The sequence below is a fragment of the Bacillus sp. GBSW19 genome, from assembly GCF_002998655.1.
In the GTDB taxonomy this organism is placed as follows: Bacteria; Bacillota; Bacilli; order Bacillales; family Bacillaceae; genus Bacillus.
Genome location: NZ_PVRF01000003.1, coordinates 181,637 through 200,899, shown reverse-complemented (window position 1 = coordinate 200,899; position 19,263 = coordinate 181,637). Strand labels below are relative to the sequence as shown.

At 44.4% G+C, this 19,263-nt stretch carries 7 protein-coding genes and 1 riboswitch; all 7 genes read right to left on the bottom strand.

The window, feature by feature from the left end; genetic code table 11:
* Nucleotides 1-4: 4 nt before the first annotated feature.
* The 7 genes from C6344_RS15505 to C6344_RS15475 all read right to left on the bottom strand — a co-directional run bounded on the left by C6344_RS15505 (nt 5) and on the right by C6344_RS15475 (nt 19,210).
* Nucleotides 5-10,711, bottom strand: a complete 10,707-nt coding sequence (locus C6344_RS15505; RefSeq protein ID WP_189313033.1) for a non-ribosomal peptide synthetase — start codon at nt 10,709-10,711, stop codon at nt 5-7.
* 144 nt (nt 10,712-10,855) lie between these two features.
* Nucleotides 10,856-10,949: riboswitch (cyclic di-GMP riboswitch) on the bottom strand.
* 369 nt (nt 10,950-11,318) lie between these two features.
* A complete protein-coding gene (locus C6344_RS15500) occupies nt 11,319-12,122 on the bottom strand; it encodes an ABC transporter permease (RefSeq protein WP_060595514.1) in 804 nt (267 codons plus the stop codon).
* Nucleotides 12,115-12,984 carry an ABC transporter permease gene (locus C6344_RS15495; RefSeq protein WP_060595513.1) on the bottom strand — a complete coding sequence of 290 codons (870 nt, stop codon included), beginning with the start codon at nt 12,982-12,984 and terminating at the stop codon, nt 12,115-12,117. Before C6344_RS15495 ends, C6344_RS15500 begins: the two co-directional genes overlap by 8 nt.
* Complete coding sequence (locus tag C6344_RS15490; RefSeq protein WP_060595512.1) at nt 12,984-14,075, bottom strand: ABC transporter ATP-binding protein; 1,092 nt, start codon at nt 14,073-14,075, stop codon at nt 12,984-12,986. Before C6344_RS15490 ends, C6344_RS15495 begins: the two co-directional genes overlap by 1 nt.
* A gap of 8 nt (nt 14,076-14,083) precedes the next feature.
* Nucleotides 14,084-15,169, bottom strand: coding sequence for an ABC transporter substrate-binding protein (locus C6344_RS15485; protein ID WP_034664150.1), 1,086 nt, complete (start codon nt 15,167-15,169; stop codon nt 14,084-14,086).
* A complete protein-coding gene (locus C6344_RS15480) occupies nt 15,166-17,151 on the bottom strand; it encodes a hydantoinase B/oxoprolinase family protein (RefSeq protein ID WP_106037080.1) in 1,986 nt (661 codons plus the stop codon). Before C6344_RS15480 ends, C6344_RS15485 begins: the two co-directional genes overlap by 4 nt.
* Nucleotides 17,141-19,210 carry a hydantoinase/oxoprolinase family protein gene (locus C6344_RS15475; RefSeq protein ID WP_106037079.1) on the bottom strand — a complete coding sequence of 690 codons (2,070 nt, stop codon included), beginning with the start codon at nt 19,208-19,210 and terminating at the stop codon, nt 17,141-17,143. The genes C6344_RS15480 and C6344_RS15475 overlap by 11 nt, the downstream gene beginning before the upstream one ends.
* Nucleotides 19,211-19,263 lie beyond the last annotated feature (53 nt).

Here is a 19,263-nt window from a genome sequence, read left to right as displayed (position 1 = left end):
TTGCTTAAAATATATCCATTAGCTTTTCAAGTTCATCCATCGTGAGATCTTCATCCCCTACATCACTAGGTGTCATCTGGGTTTCCTCCTGTGATACGCAATGTGAAATCAGCGCCCTCACATTCTTTTCAAGAAGATCCTTGAATTGTTCCATCGTACGTTCTTCAAATTCAAGTTGATGATAAGAAATCGTCACATGGAACATGGCTTGTTCGACGAATCCCACAATATCAAGTGCATGAGGTTTCTCTGATTCAGGACTCAGCGATTGTCCTGGATGCCACGTTGAGCGGCTTAACTCACCGCTGATCTGTTCATCAAACTGACCAAGATAGTTAAAGCTGATATCTGGCGCGAGATCAAATGAGATATCGTCCTTCATCTTGTCAGGGGTTAAATATTTTAATATGCCATAGCCGATTCCCTTGTTCGGAATGTGCCTGAGTTCCTCTTTTAAATGCTTGATCTGATAAGAAAGATCGTCTGCATGCGACATATCCAGTAACACAGGATACATACTTGTAAACCAGCCAATCGTCCGTGATACATTGATTGCAGGGAGGATGTTCTCTCTCCCGTGTCCTTCAAGATGAATAAAGTGTCTGTCTTCACCTGTCCACTCTTTCATGGACAATCCAAGTGCTGTCAGCAAAATATCATTGATGTCTGTTTGATATGCTTCATGTACATCTGTCAGCAGACTGCGTGTTTCCTCCTCAGACAATGTAAAACGAATGGTCTGTGTATGAAGCATCCGCTGATCTTCTGTCACATAATCCTTTTGAATCGGTGTAACGGAATGCGCAAGTACCTTTTTCCAATAGGCTCTTTCCGACAGCAACTCATCTGACATCGCGTATTCCGTCAGCTTCTGGGCATATTCTTGGAAAGAGTGTGTTTTTTCAGGAAGTGTCAGGATTTCCCCGCGCTTCGACTGTTCATAAAGAGCCATAAAATCTTCAAGGAAAATACGCCATGACACACCATCGATGACAAGATGATGTACAGCGAGCAGTAAATGATCCCCTTGATCCGTTCGGAAAATAGCTGGCTTTACTAAAGGTCCTTCTGCTAGCGATATACTCGCCTGCACTTCATTTGCCAGCTTTTCTACCTGCAGGATTTGCTCCGACAGTTCCCCTCGTACTTCCATTACATCAACAGCCACCAAGTTTTCTTCGATTTTTCGATGACGCTGGATCACGCGTCCTTCTTCAATCGGATACACCATTCGCAAGGCATCGTGATGGATCATAAGCTGCTCCAACACTTGCTGAGCGATGGTTTCATCCAAACCATTTGGCGCTTGGAGCATAACCGATTGGTTCCAATGGTGCTGACTCGTAAAGTTTCGCTCAAAGAACCAGCGCTGAATCGGTGTGAAAATGACTTCCCCTTCGACAGGTGACTGGTCGGCTGTCAGTTGATCAGCTTCTTCGATATATGGGCGTAGCTCTGCAATCGTTGGGTACTGGAATAGTAGTTTCATATCGAGCTTCCAGCCCGCTTGTGTGAGTCTGCTTGCCATTTGAATGCCTTTAATCGAATCTCCGCCAAGGAAGAAGAAGTGATCGTGAATGCCGACTTGGCTCACGCCAAGTACGTCTTCCCAAATGCCGCATAGAAGCGTTTCGACTTCGTCTCTTGGCGCTTCGTAAGCCGTTTGGTTGGCTTCCATATCTGGTGTTGGCAATGCTTTCAGATCGACTTTGCCATTTGCCGTCATCGGCAGTTGGTCTAGCTTGATGATCCATGAAGGCACCATATAGTCTGGCAACGTGCGTTTTAAGCTTTCTTTTAAGTCTTCTGTTTCATTCTCCGTGATGACATATGCGGCAAGGGCGTCTTGATCGCTTGCATCTTTCACCGTTGTCACGACTGCTTCTTTGACTGAATCCAGCTCAAGAAGCTGAGCTTCAATTTCTGATAGCTCAATCCGGAAGCCTCGGATATTGACCTGATGGTCTTTTCTGCCGTGATAGATCAGCTCGCCATCCTCTGTCCATTTCACTAAGTCGCCTGTGCGATACATGCGCTCACCTGGATAAAATGGATCTGGGACAAATCGTTTATCTGTTTCCTCCGGAAGATTCCAGTACCCCCTAGCCAGTCCTTTTCCTGCGATCACAAGCTCACCCGGTACGCCTGGCGGCGAGAGGTCATATAACGAACCCATAATGTAAAAACGTGTATTGGCAATCGCTGTTCCGATTGGAAGCGTTCCTTGATCTGGATTGATAATCCCGCTTGTCGCCACGACTGTATTTTCCGTCGGACCGTAGTTATTCACGAGTTTATATGGAACAGGCTTTATCTGTTTCAGCTTATCTCCGCCTGTTAGTAAGTAACGCAGAGAATGATTGTCCATTGACATAAACTGCTCGCATAACTGGGTCGGCAGGAACGCAATGGTGATACCTTCTTGATTGAAATACGCATTGAGCTTGATCATATCGAGACGAATCGCTTCATCGATGATGTGCAGCTCTGCGCCGGCGATCCATGACGGGAACATTTCCCAAATGGAGGCATCAAAGCCAAAGCCGGCATATTTGGCGGTTCGATCTGCATTGGTCACTTGGAAGGCATCATTGTGCCAAAACGCTAGGTTTACAAGGGACTGGTGCTCGACCATGACACCCTTCGGCTGTCCTGTTGTTCCAGACGTGTAAATCATATAGGCGAGATCAGTCGGTTTCATATGAATCTGAATTTCTTGCGCTTCACCTTTTACGGCATCCTCTATCAATAGGACATGACCTGTGAATGAAGATGGTGCAGTCAATCCTTTTTGCATCAAAAGAACCTCTGCCCCGCAGTCTTCCAGCATGTAGGTAATGCGCTGATCCGGATAATCCGCATCGATTGGAACGAATGCCGCACCTGCCTTCAAGACGCCAAGGACAGCTGCCGTCATATCAAGGGACGGACGGGTGAGAATGCCGATGCGGTCTCCTCGTTTTATGCCGTTTGAGATGAGCCTTGAAGCGACTGTATTCGCCCGACTGTTCAGTTCTTCATACGTCCAGCTTGTTCCGCAGAAGGTTGCCGCTTTTTGGTGCGGTGCTTCAAATGCTTTAGCCTCGATCAGTTTATGAATGGTTTGATCTGACGGAACGTCTAGGACAGGACCTGACCATTCACTGAGCAGTTTTTGCTGCTGCTTCGGTGATAATAGCTGCATTTGATCTAGCGATTGATCTGGCGCTGATACCATTTGTTCCAATAAATGAAGGAAAAACTCCTTCCACTTTTCAATCGAAGACTGTTGAAAGATAGAAGTATTAAAATCGAACACAAGCTCAATGTGATCAGCCGATTCGTTTCCAGTTAAGGTCAAATCAAATTTGGCGATATTTTCTTCAAATGGCTCTGGAACGATGTGAAGTCCATCCATCGTTAAATCACGGATATCCGCATTTTCCATCGAGAACACTACATCAAAGATTGGGTGACGGCTAGTGTCTCGAACCGTTTGTACTTGGTCTACCAATTCTTCAAATGGGTACAACTGATGCTCATTTGCCTCTAACACAAGTTGATGAACATTTGACGCAAATTCTGCAGCTGTCAGATGTCCTGCTGGCTTTGTTCTAAGTGCCAGCGTGTTCACAAACATACCAATGACAGATTGAATATCAGGGTGAGTTCTGCCCACAATCGGTGAACCGATGATGATATCTTCTTGTCTTGATAGCTTGCTTAAAAGGGTACTGTAGCAAGTGAGTAGGACTGTATACGTCGTACTGTTGAGCGCTCTGACCAGCTCATCCAATTTCGCTTTAAGCGGCCCATTGATTGTAAATGAGACGCGCTCTCCTGCGAATGTTTGCACTTTTGGTCTTGGCAGGTCTTCCGGCAGTGCCAGTACAGGCAGTTCTCCTTGTAATTGCTCCAGCCAAAACGCCTCTTCAGCTTCTATTTGTGCAGCAAACGTCTCGCTTTTTGACCAAACCGCATAATCCTTATATTGAACAGGTAATTCCTCTAGTTTGTCCCCTCGATACAAGGCTGAAAGCTCCTCAATTAAAATGCCCACAGATGCACCATCTGAAATGATATGGTGCATATCAATCAGCAAATAATGAACATTTACGGAAGCAGAAACTAGACCTACTCTGAGTAGAGGCGCCTTTTCTATATCAAATGTACGGATAAAGTCATTCATCAATTCCTGTATGTCTCTTCCGTTCCCTTCGATTTCCTCAATGTCTAAGGAAATATTTGATTCAATCCGTTGAACAGGTTCATTCTGAACAAAGTCAAAGCTCGTTCTAAATGCTTCATGACGATGGACAAGCTGCTCAATCGCTTTTTTAAATCGTTTTTCATCAAAAACACCTTCTAGCTTTAAAGCAGCCGGCATATGATAGCTTTGCTCCGCATCGGTCATTTTCTCCAATACAAACAGCCTTTTCTGAGCAGATGTCACTGGATAATAGGCCGCTTCTTCTGCAACCTCCACCCGCTTGATCTCCGTTTGATCCGCTTGATCAACCGCAAAGGCAAACGCCTCTAATGTTGGAGATTCAAATAAAGACTTCAAAGTGAGCTCCACGTGCATCTCTTCATACAGCCTGTTCAGCATTTTCATGCCGCGCAGCGAATGGCCACCGCATTCAAAGAAATGATCGTCCCTGCCGATTCTCGGCACTTCAAGAACTTCCTCCCAAATGCGCGCTACGTGATGCTCTGTTTCGGTTTGAGGAGGGATGTACTCATTTACCCCCTGCTCACTTAGGTCAGGCACCGGTAAGGCGCGCCTATCTACCTTGCCGTTATTCGTCAGCGGAAGATCGTCTAATTGCATGAAGAACGACGGCATCATATACACAGGCAGTTCACGTCCTGCTTGCTCGCGCAAATCAGTTAATGAGACAGACCCTTCTGCTGTGAAATACACACATAATGTATCATTTGGAGCCGCAATGACGACGGCTTCCTTCAATTGCGGATGGCGAAGCAGCTGATGCTCAATTTCTCCAAGTTCAATACGCTGACCTCGAATCTTCACTTGATGATCGATTCGTCCAATGAATTCAATCTCTCCATTTGACAGCCATCGTGCAAGATCACCCGTTTTATACATGACCTCACCAGGGCAGAAAGGATTTTCCACGAATTTTTCGCTTGTGAGCTCTGGCTGTCCATAATATCCTTTCACCAGTCCATCACCAGCGACACATAGCTCTCCTGCTACACCTGGCGGCTGCAGCTGCCCAAATTCATCTACAATATAAACAGCCGTTTGACTCACTGGCTTTCCAATTGGAATAGACAACGCATGCTTCTCAATGCGATTCACAGGATAATACGTAGTAAAGATCGTGCTTTCAGAAGGACCGTACATATGAACAAGTTTGCCTTCTCCTACCGTTTCAAGTGCAGTCATGACATGAGGCACGGAAGCTCGCTCTCCGCCAAACAGAACTTTTCTGACGTTCTTCAGGCTGTCTTTTTTCATATCGATGAGTAAGTGAAAAAGAGCTGTCGTGATCATTAAAATACTGACTTTTTCCTTCTCAATCGCTCCAGAAAGCTCATTCATGTTTAAGATATGATCCTTTGGCAGAACAATCAGTTTCGCACCGTTTAATAAAGCACCAAACACATCGAACATAAAAGCATCAAATACATAGTTTGATAGGCTCATCACCGTGTCTTCATGATGAATGGCAAGATAATTTGATTGCTTCACCGTTCTCAAAATGTTCCGGTGTGTCACCATATTTCCTTTCGGCTTGCCAGTTGTACCAGATGTATAGGTCAAATTCGCCAAGTCCTCTGGTAAAATACCAACATCTATAGGGCTGTCTGATTGCTGGTCAATTGCCTGATCTTCTGTTTCGATGATGGTTCCCTCGAAAGAAGCGAGTACCGAGCGATGGCGCAGCACTTGATGTGTCAATAAGAATCGCGCACCGCTGTCTGTCAAAAAGTGCTTCACGCGCTCATCAGGGAAATCAGGATCAATTGGTACATAGACGCCGCCCGCCTTAAGTACAGCTAGAACAGAGAGTACCATTTCATTAGATCGCTCAAAGAATAAGGCCGCTTTCATCCCTCTTTCAAACCCATGTTCACGCAAATAATGAGCCAGCTGGTTCACTCGGTCATTCAGTTCTTGGTAAGAAAGAATCACACCTTCACATTGGAGTGCAGACTTATGACCATGCTCCTGCACCTGTGCTTCAAACTGCGTCACAATGGTTTCTTCTGCCGGATAAGGCGTCGGTAACGGATTCCACAGATTCAGTTGAGCTTCCGCTTCCTGTTCAGACAGTAATCGATAGGATCGAATCGCTTCCTCCGGCGATTGGACCATCTGCTCCAGCAAATACATATAATGATGTAGCATTTGCTCGGCTGTACTTCGTTTAAATAGCGCCGTACTGTAATCGAGGACAAAGGATAAACCTTGATCTGACTCCATCGCTTGCAGCGTTAAATCAAACTTTGCAATATGGAAATTGGTTTCTTCAATTTCAACTTGCATCTCTCCAATATGCTGGGCTGCTCCATGATCTGGCATGAGTGTAAAAACGGTATCGAATAAAGGATGACGGCTAAAATCTCTTGGTATATTCAGCTTTTCAAGCAGCCGTTCAAATGGATATTGCTGATGCTCAAATGCATGCATCGTCTTTTCCTTAACTTGCTCGATCAACTGCGACACGGTTCCATTCGGATCAACCTCTGACCGCAAAGCAAGTGTCTGGACAAACATGCCGATCATGTCATCCAGGTCTGCATGCACACGCCCTGCCGCCGGTGTTCCAACCACGAATTCCTTTTGACCCGTGTACTTCGCAAGCAATGTATAGTAAGCAGAAAGCAGAACCGTATACAGTGTCGTGTGGTGTTTTGCCGCAAGCTCCTGCAATTGTTCCTTTAACGTTTCATCTATTTCTTTGATCACACGATCCCCTGTGAAAGACTGGACCGCTGGGCGTTGATAATCGGTCATCAGCTGTAAAGCAGGAAGATCACCCGAAAATTCCTGCAGCCAGAATGCCTCTTCTTTTTGAAAATCTTGGTGTTCTTGCCAAACAGCATAATCTTGATATTGAAGCTTCAATGGTGCTTTGACCGATCCCTCGTAAGCATCTGACAGCTCACGCAGCATTAAATCAATCGAAAGACCATCTGAGATGAGATGATGCATATCGAAAAAGAGCAGGTGCTCCTGATCATGTAATGACTTCAAGCCAATGCGAAGAAGTGGTGCACACTCAAGGTCAAAAGGTCTGACAAATTGCTGCATATTTTCTTCCATCGTGCCGCCTGTCAGCTGCTCTATTTGAAATGGCACTGATGGAGCTACCTGCTGACATGGAACACCTTTCAACGTATGAAAAGAAGTACGCAGCATATCATGACGTGTGATGAGTCTTTCAAAGGCTTCAGTCAGCTTCTCTCGCTGCAATGTTCCTTTTAACCTCACAACAGCCGGCATATGGTATGCGGTGCTTTGCTCCAATTGACTCACCATATAAACGCGCTGCTGTGGAGGTGACAATGGATAGTGGTCTGCTGCCGGCGCTTTTGGTATCACCGTTTCAGAAGATGTTTCCGCTTGCTCAATGTAGGCAGCCAAAGCAGCAATGGTCTGCTGTTCAAATAAAATGGAGAGCGGCACTTCCACCTGAAAGTCTCGCTGAACATGTGTGAGTACTGTCATCGCTTTAAGTGAATGACCACCTCGCTCGAAGAAAGAATCATATACACCCATCTTCTCTTGACCAAGGATTTCTTCCCACAAACGCACAAGCTTCGTTTCGAGATCGTTTCTAGGTGCAACATATACAGCATGAACTGCTTTGTCGCCTTTTAAAGCAGCAAGTGCACGACGATCGACTTTGCCGCTGACTGTGAGTGGAAATGCATCGAGCTCTTTGAAATAGAGCGGCATCATGTAAGCTGGAAGCTGATGTTTGATAGCGGCTTGCAGCATGTCAACTGACACACCTTCTTGACGAGCTTGATAGTAAGCACTTAACGCCTTTTCCCCATCCGCTTCATCAACCACAAGTACGACAGCTTGATCGACTCCATCTACCTGCTCCATCACTGCTTCAATTTCGCCTGTTTCTATGCGGTAACCCCTTATTTTTACTTGATCATCCATTCTGCCAAGATAATCAATGGTGCCATCCGGAAGCCATCTGACTAGATCCCCCGTTCGATACATCCGCTCGTGTGGAGAAAACGGATCTGTCGTGAATACCTTCTCCGTTAATTCAGGCTGATTCACATAGCCTCGTCCAACACCTATCCCTGCAATGCATAGCTCTCCAATAGCCCCCTGCACCTGTAATTGATCATGGTCATTTAAAATATAAAGACGGTGATGACCGAGTGGTTTTCCGATCGACACATAACGCTGCTGTTCAGATGATTCGCGCAGCTCACTTAGTTCCAGACGATGAACCGCCGCATCGACACACGTCTCAGTCGGACCATACACATTCCACAAAGTAAAATCAGGCTCACTCATACGAAGCGCTTCGATAAGAGAGTGTGCTGCTTTCGCAGGCAATGCTTCTCCCCCAATCAACATGTGTGTCAATGACAGCCCGTCCAAATCCGCTGCAAGTAAAAGCTGCACATGCGCCGGTGTTCCGTCTGCTGCTTCAATTTGATGTTTTTTATAATAAGCCGCTAATTGAACACCATTTCTCGTCGTTTCTCGCGGGATGATATGAAGCGTATGCCCAAATAAAAGAGCAGCAAAGATTTGTTTCACCGATGCATCAAAATGGAATGGTGCAAGAAGCGCCATTTGAAGCTCACTCGCCCCTTGATAAATCTCATGATGCAAGGCATGGACCAAATGATGCAGCTGAAGATGCTCAATCATGACGCCTTTCGGCTTTCCAGTCGTACCTGATGTATAAATCATGTAAGCCAAATCCTCAGGTGCCGACTGATTTACAAGCGCAGGCAGCAGACCATCATCTAATTCGATTTGCTGCTGAACGACCATTTTTTCCGAGAGGGCACGGTATGTTGAAACGAACGATTCCTCTGTTAACACAATGGAAGCACCAGAATCCTCCACAATATATTGAATGCGCTCCTCAGGTAATGCCGGATCAATCGGTACATACGCCCCGCCAGCCTTTAATATGCCGAAGATCGCCACCATAGCATCTGCCTTCCGATCCATTAGGACAGCAACAGGCACATCACGCGAGACACCTTTCATTTGTAAAAACCGCGCCAGCTTTTCTGCCTTTTGATACAGCTCTCCATAAGTAAATGCTCCATTTTCCGCTACAATGGCTGTCCGCTCTGCATACTTATTTGCTGTCTCATCAAACATGTGGTGAACCGGTTTTTCAGCTGGTTTTTCAAACGGGATTCTCTCAGATAGTTGCAGCAGTTCCTTTTGTTCATCTGATGGAAGTAAAGGAAGTGTCCCGATCAGCTGGTCAGGCTGAGAGACCGCCGCCTCTAGTATGATCAAAAATCGATCAAACATCTTACTGATTTCTTCTTCGGTGAATACATCTGTACGGTAGTCCAAATCAATGGTCAATGTATCTGTATCCCAGCGGTCCTTTACATGGATTGAAATATCATTCATTCCGCTCCCGCTAAAAATCGGTTCAGTAATAAAAGACAGATTCTCTTTTTTCTGCCACTGCATGACCTGGTATTCTAAAGAAATATCAAAAAGGCGCCCTGTAAACCCTTCTCTTTCTCGCAAATCATTCATGAGGAGATTGTAAGGGTACTTTTGGTGACGCAAGATCTTCATTTGATCCGCCATGACCTGTTTTACGAAATCAAGAAATGTTTGCGACCCATGAACAGATGCACGCATTGGAATCGTGGAAACAAACATACCAATCATCTTTTTTTCTTTGGCATTCGTTCGGTTGCCCATAAAGGTTCCAAGAACAACATCCTCCATGCCGCTAAAACGATGTAAATATACATAAACAGTGGACATAAACATCGAGAGCATACTGACTTTCTGCTCTTCACAAAAAGCACGAAGTTTCTCCTTCAAAGAATCTGGAATATCCCCCGAAAATCGCTGCGCATGTAAACTCATCTCGTATCCCTTATGCGGTTTTAAAGAAGCGAAATCTGGAATATTGGCAAATTGCTCATTCCAAAAGGCTTGGTCTTTTTGAAATCGTTTAGAAGTTTCATAGCTTTGCTCACTCATGATGTGATCAACGAAGGAAATCTCCTCAACCGGTGAGATGTCTACCCCGTGCAGCATGTTCTGGTATAAGTCGATAATGCGATTTCCCATCAAGATAATCGAGATACCATCCGCCACAATATGATGTGCTTTACAGAACAGCCAGCACTCTTGATCACTGATTTGAAAGACCGTAAATTCAATCAAGGGGCTGTCAATTAACGGCATTGGCTCACGGATTTGCTCATTCGCCCAAGCCCTCACTTCTTCTTCACTCCAGCCCTTCTCCATGCGAATCGGCTGTTCTTCATAAGGCTTCATATATTGAACAGGCTCCTCCTGCTCATGTCGATACACCAGCCTCAAACGAAGGGAGTCAGTTTGGCGAATGTACGCTTGAAGCACGTCAACGACTAAAGATGGATCTAAACCTGATACCGATCTCAATCTGGCGAATCCACCCAAATTAGAAATACTTGTACCTGGATAAAATCTTTCCGTGTAGAATACTCGCTTTTGCGCATGTGTTAAGGGGTAATAAACTGTATTCATTCTTATCCTCCGCCTCTTCTATGTTTTCTCCACCAATGTGACACCCTGCACCCTCTATATCAAAAGAACCAAGTCTATTTGATTAAATAGACGAAATACGGAAAGAAGCCCACCCCGAATAAAACGGAGGGACTCCCATTTTGATTCGGTAACCTGCCGACCATAGTAAAAAAAGCAACTTTCACCTTAGGACATGGCTTTGCGTCTCTACGTTTCCATAGATTTGCCTTTTTCTTCTTTTCTTTTTAAATATTTTCTATTTACGTCCACTTTATATGAAATTATTGTTTTTTTCACCGAAAAATGGGTGTAAAGATTCATGCGTTATACCGAATGAATCACATGATAATTTACGATATTTACCGAAAATAACTAATAATAGTTGCGTTCAACCGAAAATAATCGACTAAATACCGCAAAAATTTCATGTTTCCCCTTAAAATTTGCAAATATGACCGAAAATGCAGGATAGAGGTCTCCTTTCATTCTCCAAAATTTCTTAAATCTTAAGAACTATATTCCCTGAAAAATTGAAAATATTTACCGTAAAAACAACACAAAAAGAGCTGCCATTTCAAATGACAGCTCCCTTGTTTCTTCATTATATTTACATCACCTTAGACAGGCCAATCGTTTTCTCAATGATGAGCAACGCAATGATAGAAATGATAATAAATATGACAGATATCGCATTGACACTCGGATCAAAGGTTTGCTCAATGTAATTAAACGTCCTGATGGGAATCGTAATGGTTTGGGGAGAGGAAACGAACAAACTGATCGATATTTCCCCAAATGACGTCACAGCTGAAAACACTCCGCCTGCAATAATTCCTGGCTTAATCAAAGGCAGCGTCACTCGAAAGAATGTGCGAATGGGTCCTGCGCCAAGATTCATTGAAGCTAGCTCAAGCTGCGGGTCCAAATTCGAGACACTGACGCCTACTGTTCGAACCACATAGGGAAAGCCAATAATGACGTGACCTATGACAAGCGCCCACAAAGATCCCGTAAACCCCATAGCCGTAAACAAATAAAGCATGGCAATCCCCAACACTACCTGAGGAATCATAAGTGGTGACAAAATGAAGGCTTGGATGGCCTCCTTTCCCTTAAAGGTAAGCCTTGCTAAAGCATACGAAGCCATCGTGCCTAAAAGAACCGTGAGCGGCGTTACGATGAATAGCAAAATCACACTGATACGCAGAGACTCCATCCATTCTGGATTCGACACGACCTCTTGAAACCAACGAACGGAGAACGAAGTCGGCGGAAATTCAGGAAAGGCATTTGGACTAAAAGCAGATAAAACGATGACAAGAACAGGTATGGTTAAAAAGAGATAAACCAATGACCCAGCAGTCCAAATCAGGATTGAAAGCAAGCGGTCACCTAATGATTTTTTACGCATGCATCCTCGCCTCCCAACGCTTCAATAGATAGCTTAATAAACTGACCACCACAAGCACACAAACCAATAACGTAAAGGACATCGCTGCAGCAAGAGGCAAGTTATACACCTGCATGACCTGCTGATAAATAGACAGCGGCAGCAGAGGCTGCATCCTTCCGCCGACTAACAGCGGGGTGATATAGCTCCCAGCCGCCAGTGAAAAGACAATAATAGCTCCAGTCACCATACCTGGAATGGTCAGTGGAAAGGTCACATGAAAGAAGGTTCGAATACGTCCAGCTCCTAGACTCATAGAAGCCGGTCGTAAATGACGATCCATATCGGTTAAGCTCGTCGCGATAGGCAGCACTGCAAAAGGCAGCATGACCTGAACATAAGCAATAATCACCGCATTCATATTCCACAGCATAGAGAGCGGCTTCTCAATCACATGTAAATCTAATAACATGCCATTGATCAGACCATTTTGCGAAAGAAGGACAATCCATGCAAACGTCCGAATCACAACACTTGTCAAAAGCGGCGAGACAAGTAAGATATAGAAAAATGCCCGCAGACGCGGATGAGGTGCCTTGACGAGCACGTATGCTGCGGGGTATGCCATCAATAAACAAATTACCGTTGTCTGCAAGGCTACCCACACTGTACTTCCAATCGCCTTCACATACGCATCTGTCGTGAACACATGAATATATTGAGAAAAGCTGTACGTTTGTAATGTATTCATCATTGAATCCACATCGCGAAAACTGAGGACGAACATCATCACAAGCGGCGCTAGAAGAAATACAACAAGAAACAAACACGCAGGCAGCAGCATGAACCAATGAAATCGCTGATTTTTTTTCTTGATACGCATCACGTGTGCACCTTCGAATCTAGGAAAACAATATCTTCAGGCTGCCAATTGATATGAATAGCTTCTCCAGCTTTCGGCAGTTCAGGAAATGCTGCATCAGAAGCATGGACAATCATTTCACCGCTATCGAGCCCCACCACCAAACGTAATGAGTGACCAATATAACTGACATCTGCCAGCACGCCTGATACATGGTTGGGCTGAACGTTTTCCCACTCAGAAGATATGCTGATTCTTTCTGGACGGAGCATGAGTAAATGATTCCCCTTCTTCTCTTGGTGTGCCGCAGCCTTTAACTCAACATGCTGCCCGTTTGACTGGGTTAAATGAGGAACGATAAATGCAGCTTTAGCTTCATCATATACTGCTTCAAATAGGTTCACCTGTCCGATAAATTCAGCAACAAATCGATTGTTTGGCTGGCGATACACCTCTAAAGGCGTCCCAATCTGCTGGATTCTTCCCTCACCTAAAATCCCAATCCGATCAGAAAGGCTTAATGCTTCCTCTTGGTCATGGGTCACGAGGATGGTTGTAATTCCGACATTCTTTTGAATATTTCGAAGCTCTGTCTGCATATTCTTTCTAAGTTTTGCATCTAGGTTACTGAGCGGTTCATCAAGAAGAAGAACAGACGGCTGAATCGCAAGCGCCCTTGCAATCGCTACCCGCTGCTGCTGTCCACCACTTAATTGATGCGGCATACGTTTCGCAAACGCCTCTAATTGCACAAGAGACAAACATTCCATTACTTTCTCTTTGATTTCTGCCTTCTTTTTCTTTTGAACCTTTAACCCGTACGCCACATTATCAAATACGGTCAGATGCGGAAAGAGTGCATAGCTTTGAAAGACCATACCCGTTTTTCTTTGATAAGGCGGTAAAGTCGTCACATCCTGATCACCAATATAGACGACACCTTTTGTTGGCTCTAAAAAACCGCCAATGATGTTTAATAACGTTGATTTTCCGCAGCCGCTAGGGCCAAGAAGGGAGAAAAACTCTCCCTCATTCACCGTAAGACTGACATCGTTAAGAGCAATCTGCTCGCCGAAATGCTGGCTGATATGTTCTAAATGGATTCCACTCATGCGATCACCTATTTTCCTCCGCCTAATACTTCGTTCCATCGATTTGTCCAATTGCCAAGCTCTGAAGTTGCTGTTTCGTAATCTACCCAAGTCAGCTTGCTATAATAATTCTCTCCAACCTTGACCTTCCCCTTAATCTTGTCACCGTATTTCACATCAGAATTCGACATGCCATAATAAGATTTTTCCGAGAAAGCCTCCTGAGCTTCTTTTCCACTTAAATAGTTTAATAGTTTGTAAGCCGCTTCTTCATGCTGACTTCCCTTCGTTAAAGCCCAGCTCGCAACAGCTGCAACAGCGCCTTCTTTCGGATATGAGAAACCAATATCCATTCCTTCTTCTTCAAGTGCAAATACTCGTCCATCCCAATATGGAACTGCTGCCACGTCACCACGTTCTAACAAGGTTTGAATAGACCCTGGATTATCTGGAAAAGCAGCTACATGTCCTTTTAATTGTGAAAGGCTTTTAAAGGCTTTATCAATATCCTTAGGATTTGATTCTGTCCCCCCTTGAGCATGGACAAGCGCAGAGAAAAATTGCAAACCGGCTGAATAAGTCGGAGATGATATCGCCACCTTCCCTTTTAGCTGACTGCTCCATAGGTCTGTCCAGCTGTTTGGTTCCTGCTTCACAAGATCTTTTCGATAAGCAATTCCTAGCTGCCCCATGCTAAAGCCTGCTGCATATTGTTTCCCATCAATAGTGAGCTTCTTTTGGACAGAACGGTAAAGTTTTTTGACATTCGGTGCTTGCTCTTCGTCAATCGGCGCAAGAACATTTGCTGCAATGCCTCTTTGAATCGTATCAGGCTGTAAAATAAGCAGGTCATACGGTGGATTTTTTCCATTGGACGCTTTTAATTTCGTAAACCATTCAGAATCCGCTCCAGAGACGGTTTGGACTTTAATTCCCGTATCTTTTTCAAACTTTTCGAGGATTGGTTTGATATTCTTTTCCCAATCGCCTCCGTATACGCCAACGATCACAGTCTGCTGCTGTTTACCTTGATCCTGTCCATTTCCACCGCAAGCTGTCAGCAGTAGAATCATTGATAGTACACCTGCAAAAATAGTGATTAATCTTCTTTTCATGATTGATTTCCCCCTTTTTGTCCATCCATATGAAGAAGTGCTTGAATAATATCTTTCTTTGTTAACGGCTCATTTCTATGACTGAAATGTTGATGAACTGCATGTTTATAATGCGTACGTTCATTAGCTGGGTAAGAACGCAGCTGCACAGCAAGCTCGCTGCTGGCTTCATCCGTCCATACTTTCTCATAAGCTTCTCTGTGTTCTCCGAAATCCCACATGATATCAGCAGGATGATCAACCTTTTCACGAAGCTTATTCGTTTGCTTTTCATCAATCTTCCATTCATTTTGGTCTAGATACACTTTAACGCCATATTGCTGCAGCGCTCTTTCTTCACTTAATAGACCTGCTTCCACTTCCTGAAGGACTTTTTCTTTATTTCTAGCAAATGGATTTCCCCAGCCGCCTCCACTTGGTGATATTAATTGCACAATATCGCCTTTTTCAAGACGCAGAACATCTATTTTTGGCTGGTCTTGTTTTTCACCTTTTGCTGTGATCAGCTTGACCTCACCAACAGCTCCTGCTCGGCCGCCCATTAACCCCCAAGGCTGAAACTTCATTCGTTCCATTCCTCGTGCGGTCACCATAGATTCAGGCTTGATCATTTCAAATTCCAAACCAATCGCATGTCCACCTCTGTTTTCTCCTGCCCCGCCTGTGTTCGGCAAAAGCTCATATCGGTGAACATGAATATCAATATGCTGTTCTAAACTCTCAATGGGTGTATTTTTCAAAAAGCCAGATGAATGATCAATGCCATCTACTCCATCCGTTCCATTTTGAGCACCGCCGCCTCCGCCTAATGGTTCGACAACAGACATTTTCCTGCCACCTGTTTGATCATCAGGAACAGAGAGAACAACAATAGCAGATTGACCTGCACCTGCTGCCGGCACTGCTTCAGGTAACAGCTTACCAATGGCGCCTAGCACGACATTATACAGCCTCATCGTAATCGAATGCCGAATACCAACAGAGGCCGGGTATTCTGGATGCACCAGCGTCCCTTTAGGTGAAATCACTTCAATTGGATATGTTATTCCGCCATTAATCGGTATAAAGGGATCTTTACTAATAATGTAATTAATCAACCCTTGATATAGGAAGGAATGCTTCTGACCATTAGTGACAAGGTTAAAAGCTGTTTTCACTTGCGGGTCACACTCAGAGAAATCCAGCGTCAGCCGCTTTCCTTTGACCGTTAACTTGATTTTCAATCGGATCGGCACATCCGAGATCATATCATCATCTAAATAATCAGCGAATTCACTCGTTCCATCCGGAATGGCTTCAATGACCTTTCCTGCACGAATCTCAGCTTGCTTCAGCAGGTCCATCATTCCTTGTTTCACTTCATTTTTTCCAAATTTGCCGATCATTTCTTTTAACCGAATTTCTGCTGTATTTACTGCAGCAATCATCGCATTGATATCCCCATCATTTAAATGACTGGCTCGGCTGTTGGCTCTTAAAAAGGTACGAACGACCTGATTCTCTTTCCCGCCTTCATAAATTTTCACTGGCGGGATTCTTAATCCTTCTTGATGGACATCTGTTGCTGTCGGTGAAATACTCGAGGGCACAAGTCCGCCCACATCACTCACATGAACAAAAGACCAAGCATAGCTGACAATTTCACCATCTACGAAAATTGGCTTAATGATATGGACATCCGGCAGGTGAGTCGCTAAACCATCTGTCGTATAAGGGTCATTTGTGATGATAATATCTCCCGGCTGCATCGCCCCGCTCTCTTCAATCGCTTTTTTAAGACTCAGCCCTAAAAAGATCGTTACACCCACTGTCTTCGGATAAACAAAGAAATCTCCAGAAGGCGTGGCTAACGCTGTCGCAAAGTCAGCTGATTCTTTGACGAAAGTCGTAAAAGACGTCCGCTCAATGACATGTCCCATGCCAGACGCAATTGCATTAAAATAACTGCGCATCATCTCAAGCTTTGCTGGATCAGTTCTCATGTAAAGCCGCCTCCCTTGAAATCACCAAGTTCCCTGATTGATCAATGCTGCCTGTCCAATTTGGCAGAATCAATGTTGTCGTATCATCCTGCTCAATAATGGCAGGTCCATTGATGACAGAACCTACTGACAAAGTATCTCTGTAATAAATAGCTGCTTCATGTTCTTTTTCTTCTATAAAGATTCGCCTGTATTCATATGGCTTCAAAGATTGTCCGCTGCTTTCATGAACAGGTGTGAAAGGCAGCGGCGGCGTCTCGCCTATGACTCGAACTCGTAAATGAGTAAACTCGATGTTCGCCTGATCATCTCTATGACCATATTGACGCTGATGCAGTTTGTGAAAGGCTTCAATGAGTTGGTGGATATCTTGTTCTTGCTTCAGCCATTCAGCTGATAATGGTAATTCAATCTCAAAGGCTTGTCCTTGATAACGTGCATCTGCCAATAATAGAATGGATGTCTGTTTAATATGCTGAATGTTCTGCCGACTGAACCAATCAGTCGCTTTTCGCGAAAGCATCTCATAATCTTGTTTTAGTTGATCTATCGAGTAGTCTTGTAAGCATATTTTCTTCGACAGCACCGCATCATGAATAAAATCAGCGGTCAGAGCACCTAATGCACATAATGTTCCTGGACCTGGAGGAACGACCACGTTTTTCGCATGGATTTCTCGCGCAAGGAAATTCGCCACAACCGGTCCTGCTCCGCCAAACGCTAGTAAACTAAAATCTCTTGGGTCAAACCCCTGCTGCTCCATGACATTGCTTAATTCTGTGTACATATTGGCGACAGCTACTTGAATCAGCTGGTCAGCCGCTTCTTCTACTGTTTTGTTGAGCTGGTCAGCAATTGGCTGAAAGGCTTTTTCCGCCGCGGACAGCTGTAGTTGTAAATGTCCTCCGGCAAAACGCTCTTGATTGAGATAACCGCATATGAGGAACGCATCAGTTAAGGCGGCTTTCTTTCCCTTACCATACGAAGCTGGTCCCGGCTGTGAGCCAACTGATTCTGGTCCTGCTTTGAGAAGCCCGCCCTGATCAATCCACGCGACAGAACCTCCGCCTGCCCCTATTGAATACATCGCAACAGATGGAAGAATGATAGGAAAACCTGAAAGCTGATTAGACTGAGCCATTGTAGGCTGCCCCTTTTGAATAATGGAGATATCTGCACTCGTCCCCCCTACATCAAAAGTGATCAGGTTGGATTCGTTTGCAGAGGCTGCGATTCTTGCCGCACCAATGACACCAGCTGCTGGACCAGAAAAAAGTGTTTTAACAGGTGAGGTTGCTGCACTTTCTGCATCCATTAAACCACCATTTGATTGTGTAATGTATGGAGAAATTGGTACACCTTCTTCCTTCAAACGGCTTTTCAATGTTTGTAAATACTGTTTTACCTTTGGTTGAATGTACAAATTGACAACAGACATCACAGTACGCTCGTATTCTCTCATTTGAGGCCATAATTCAGATGAAGTAAGAACTTCTAATTGCGGATAATGGTGTTTGATATAGGCTTTTGCCTGTAATTCATGAACTGGATTTTGATAACTATGTAAAAAAGAAATGACAATACCTGCTAGCCTTTTAGACATGACCTGCTGGACAGCATGATCTAATTGCTGCAGATGGAGAGGTTTTTTGATCGTACCATCGTGTATCAACCTTTCAGAGATTGGGTATACATGCTTTCGTGGTATCAATGGTTCCGGCAAACGAGAATTGAAGTCATAAGGAATGGGTAACCGTAAACGTTGTAGTGACAATATGTCTTGAAAGCCTTCCGTCACAAAAAGGGCTAAGTCTGCTCCTTTTCGCTGCAATAATGTATTAAGACCGATTGTCATTCCGTGTACGAGATATTGGATTTTAGATAAATCAACACCCCTGTCTTTTAGAAGTTTTAGCCCATTGATAATTCCCTGGGCTGGGTCGTCAGTCACTGTGGGTGTTTTGAGTTCAGTCAGCGCCCCTGTTGCTTCATTCATCAGCGATAAATCAGTAAATGTTCCTCCTATGTCTATACCAAGCCGATAAGAGACATCCGCCATTTGTACTCCCCTCCTGCAATGTAAATAGAATCATATTTTGATAAATTACGACA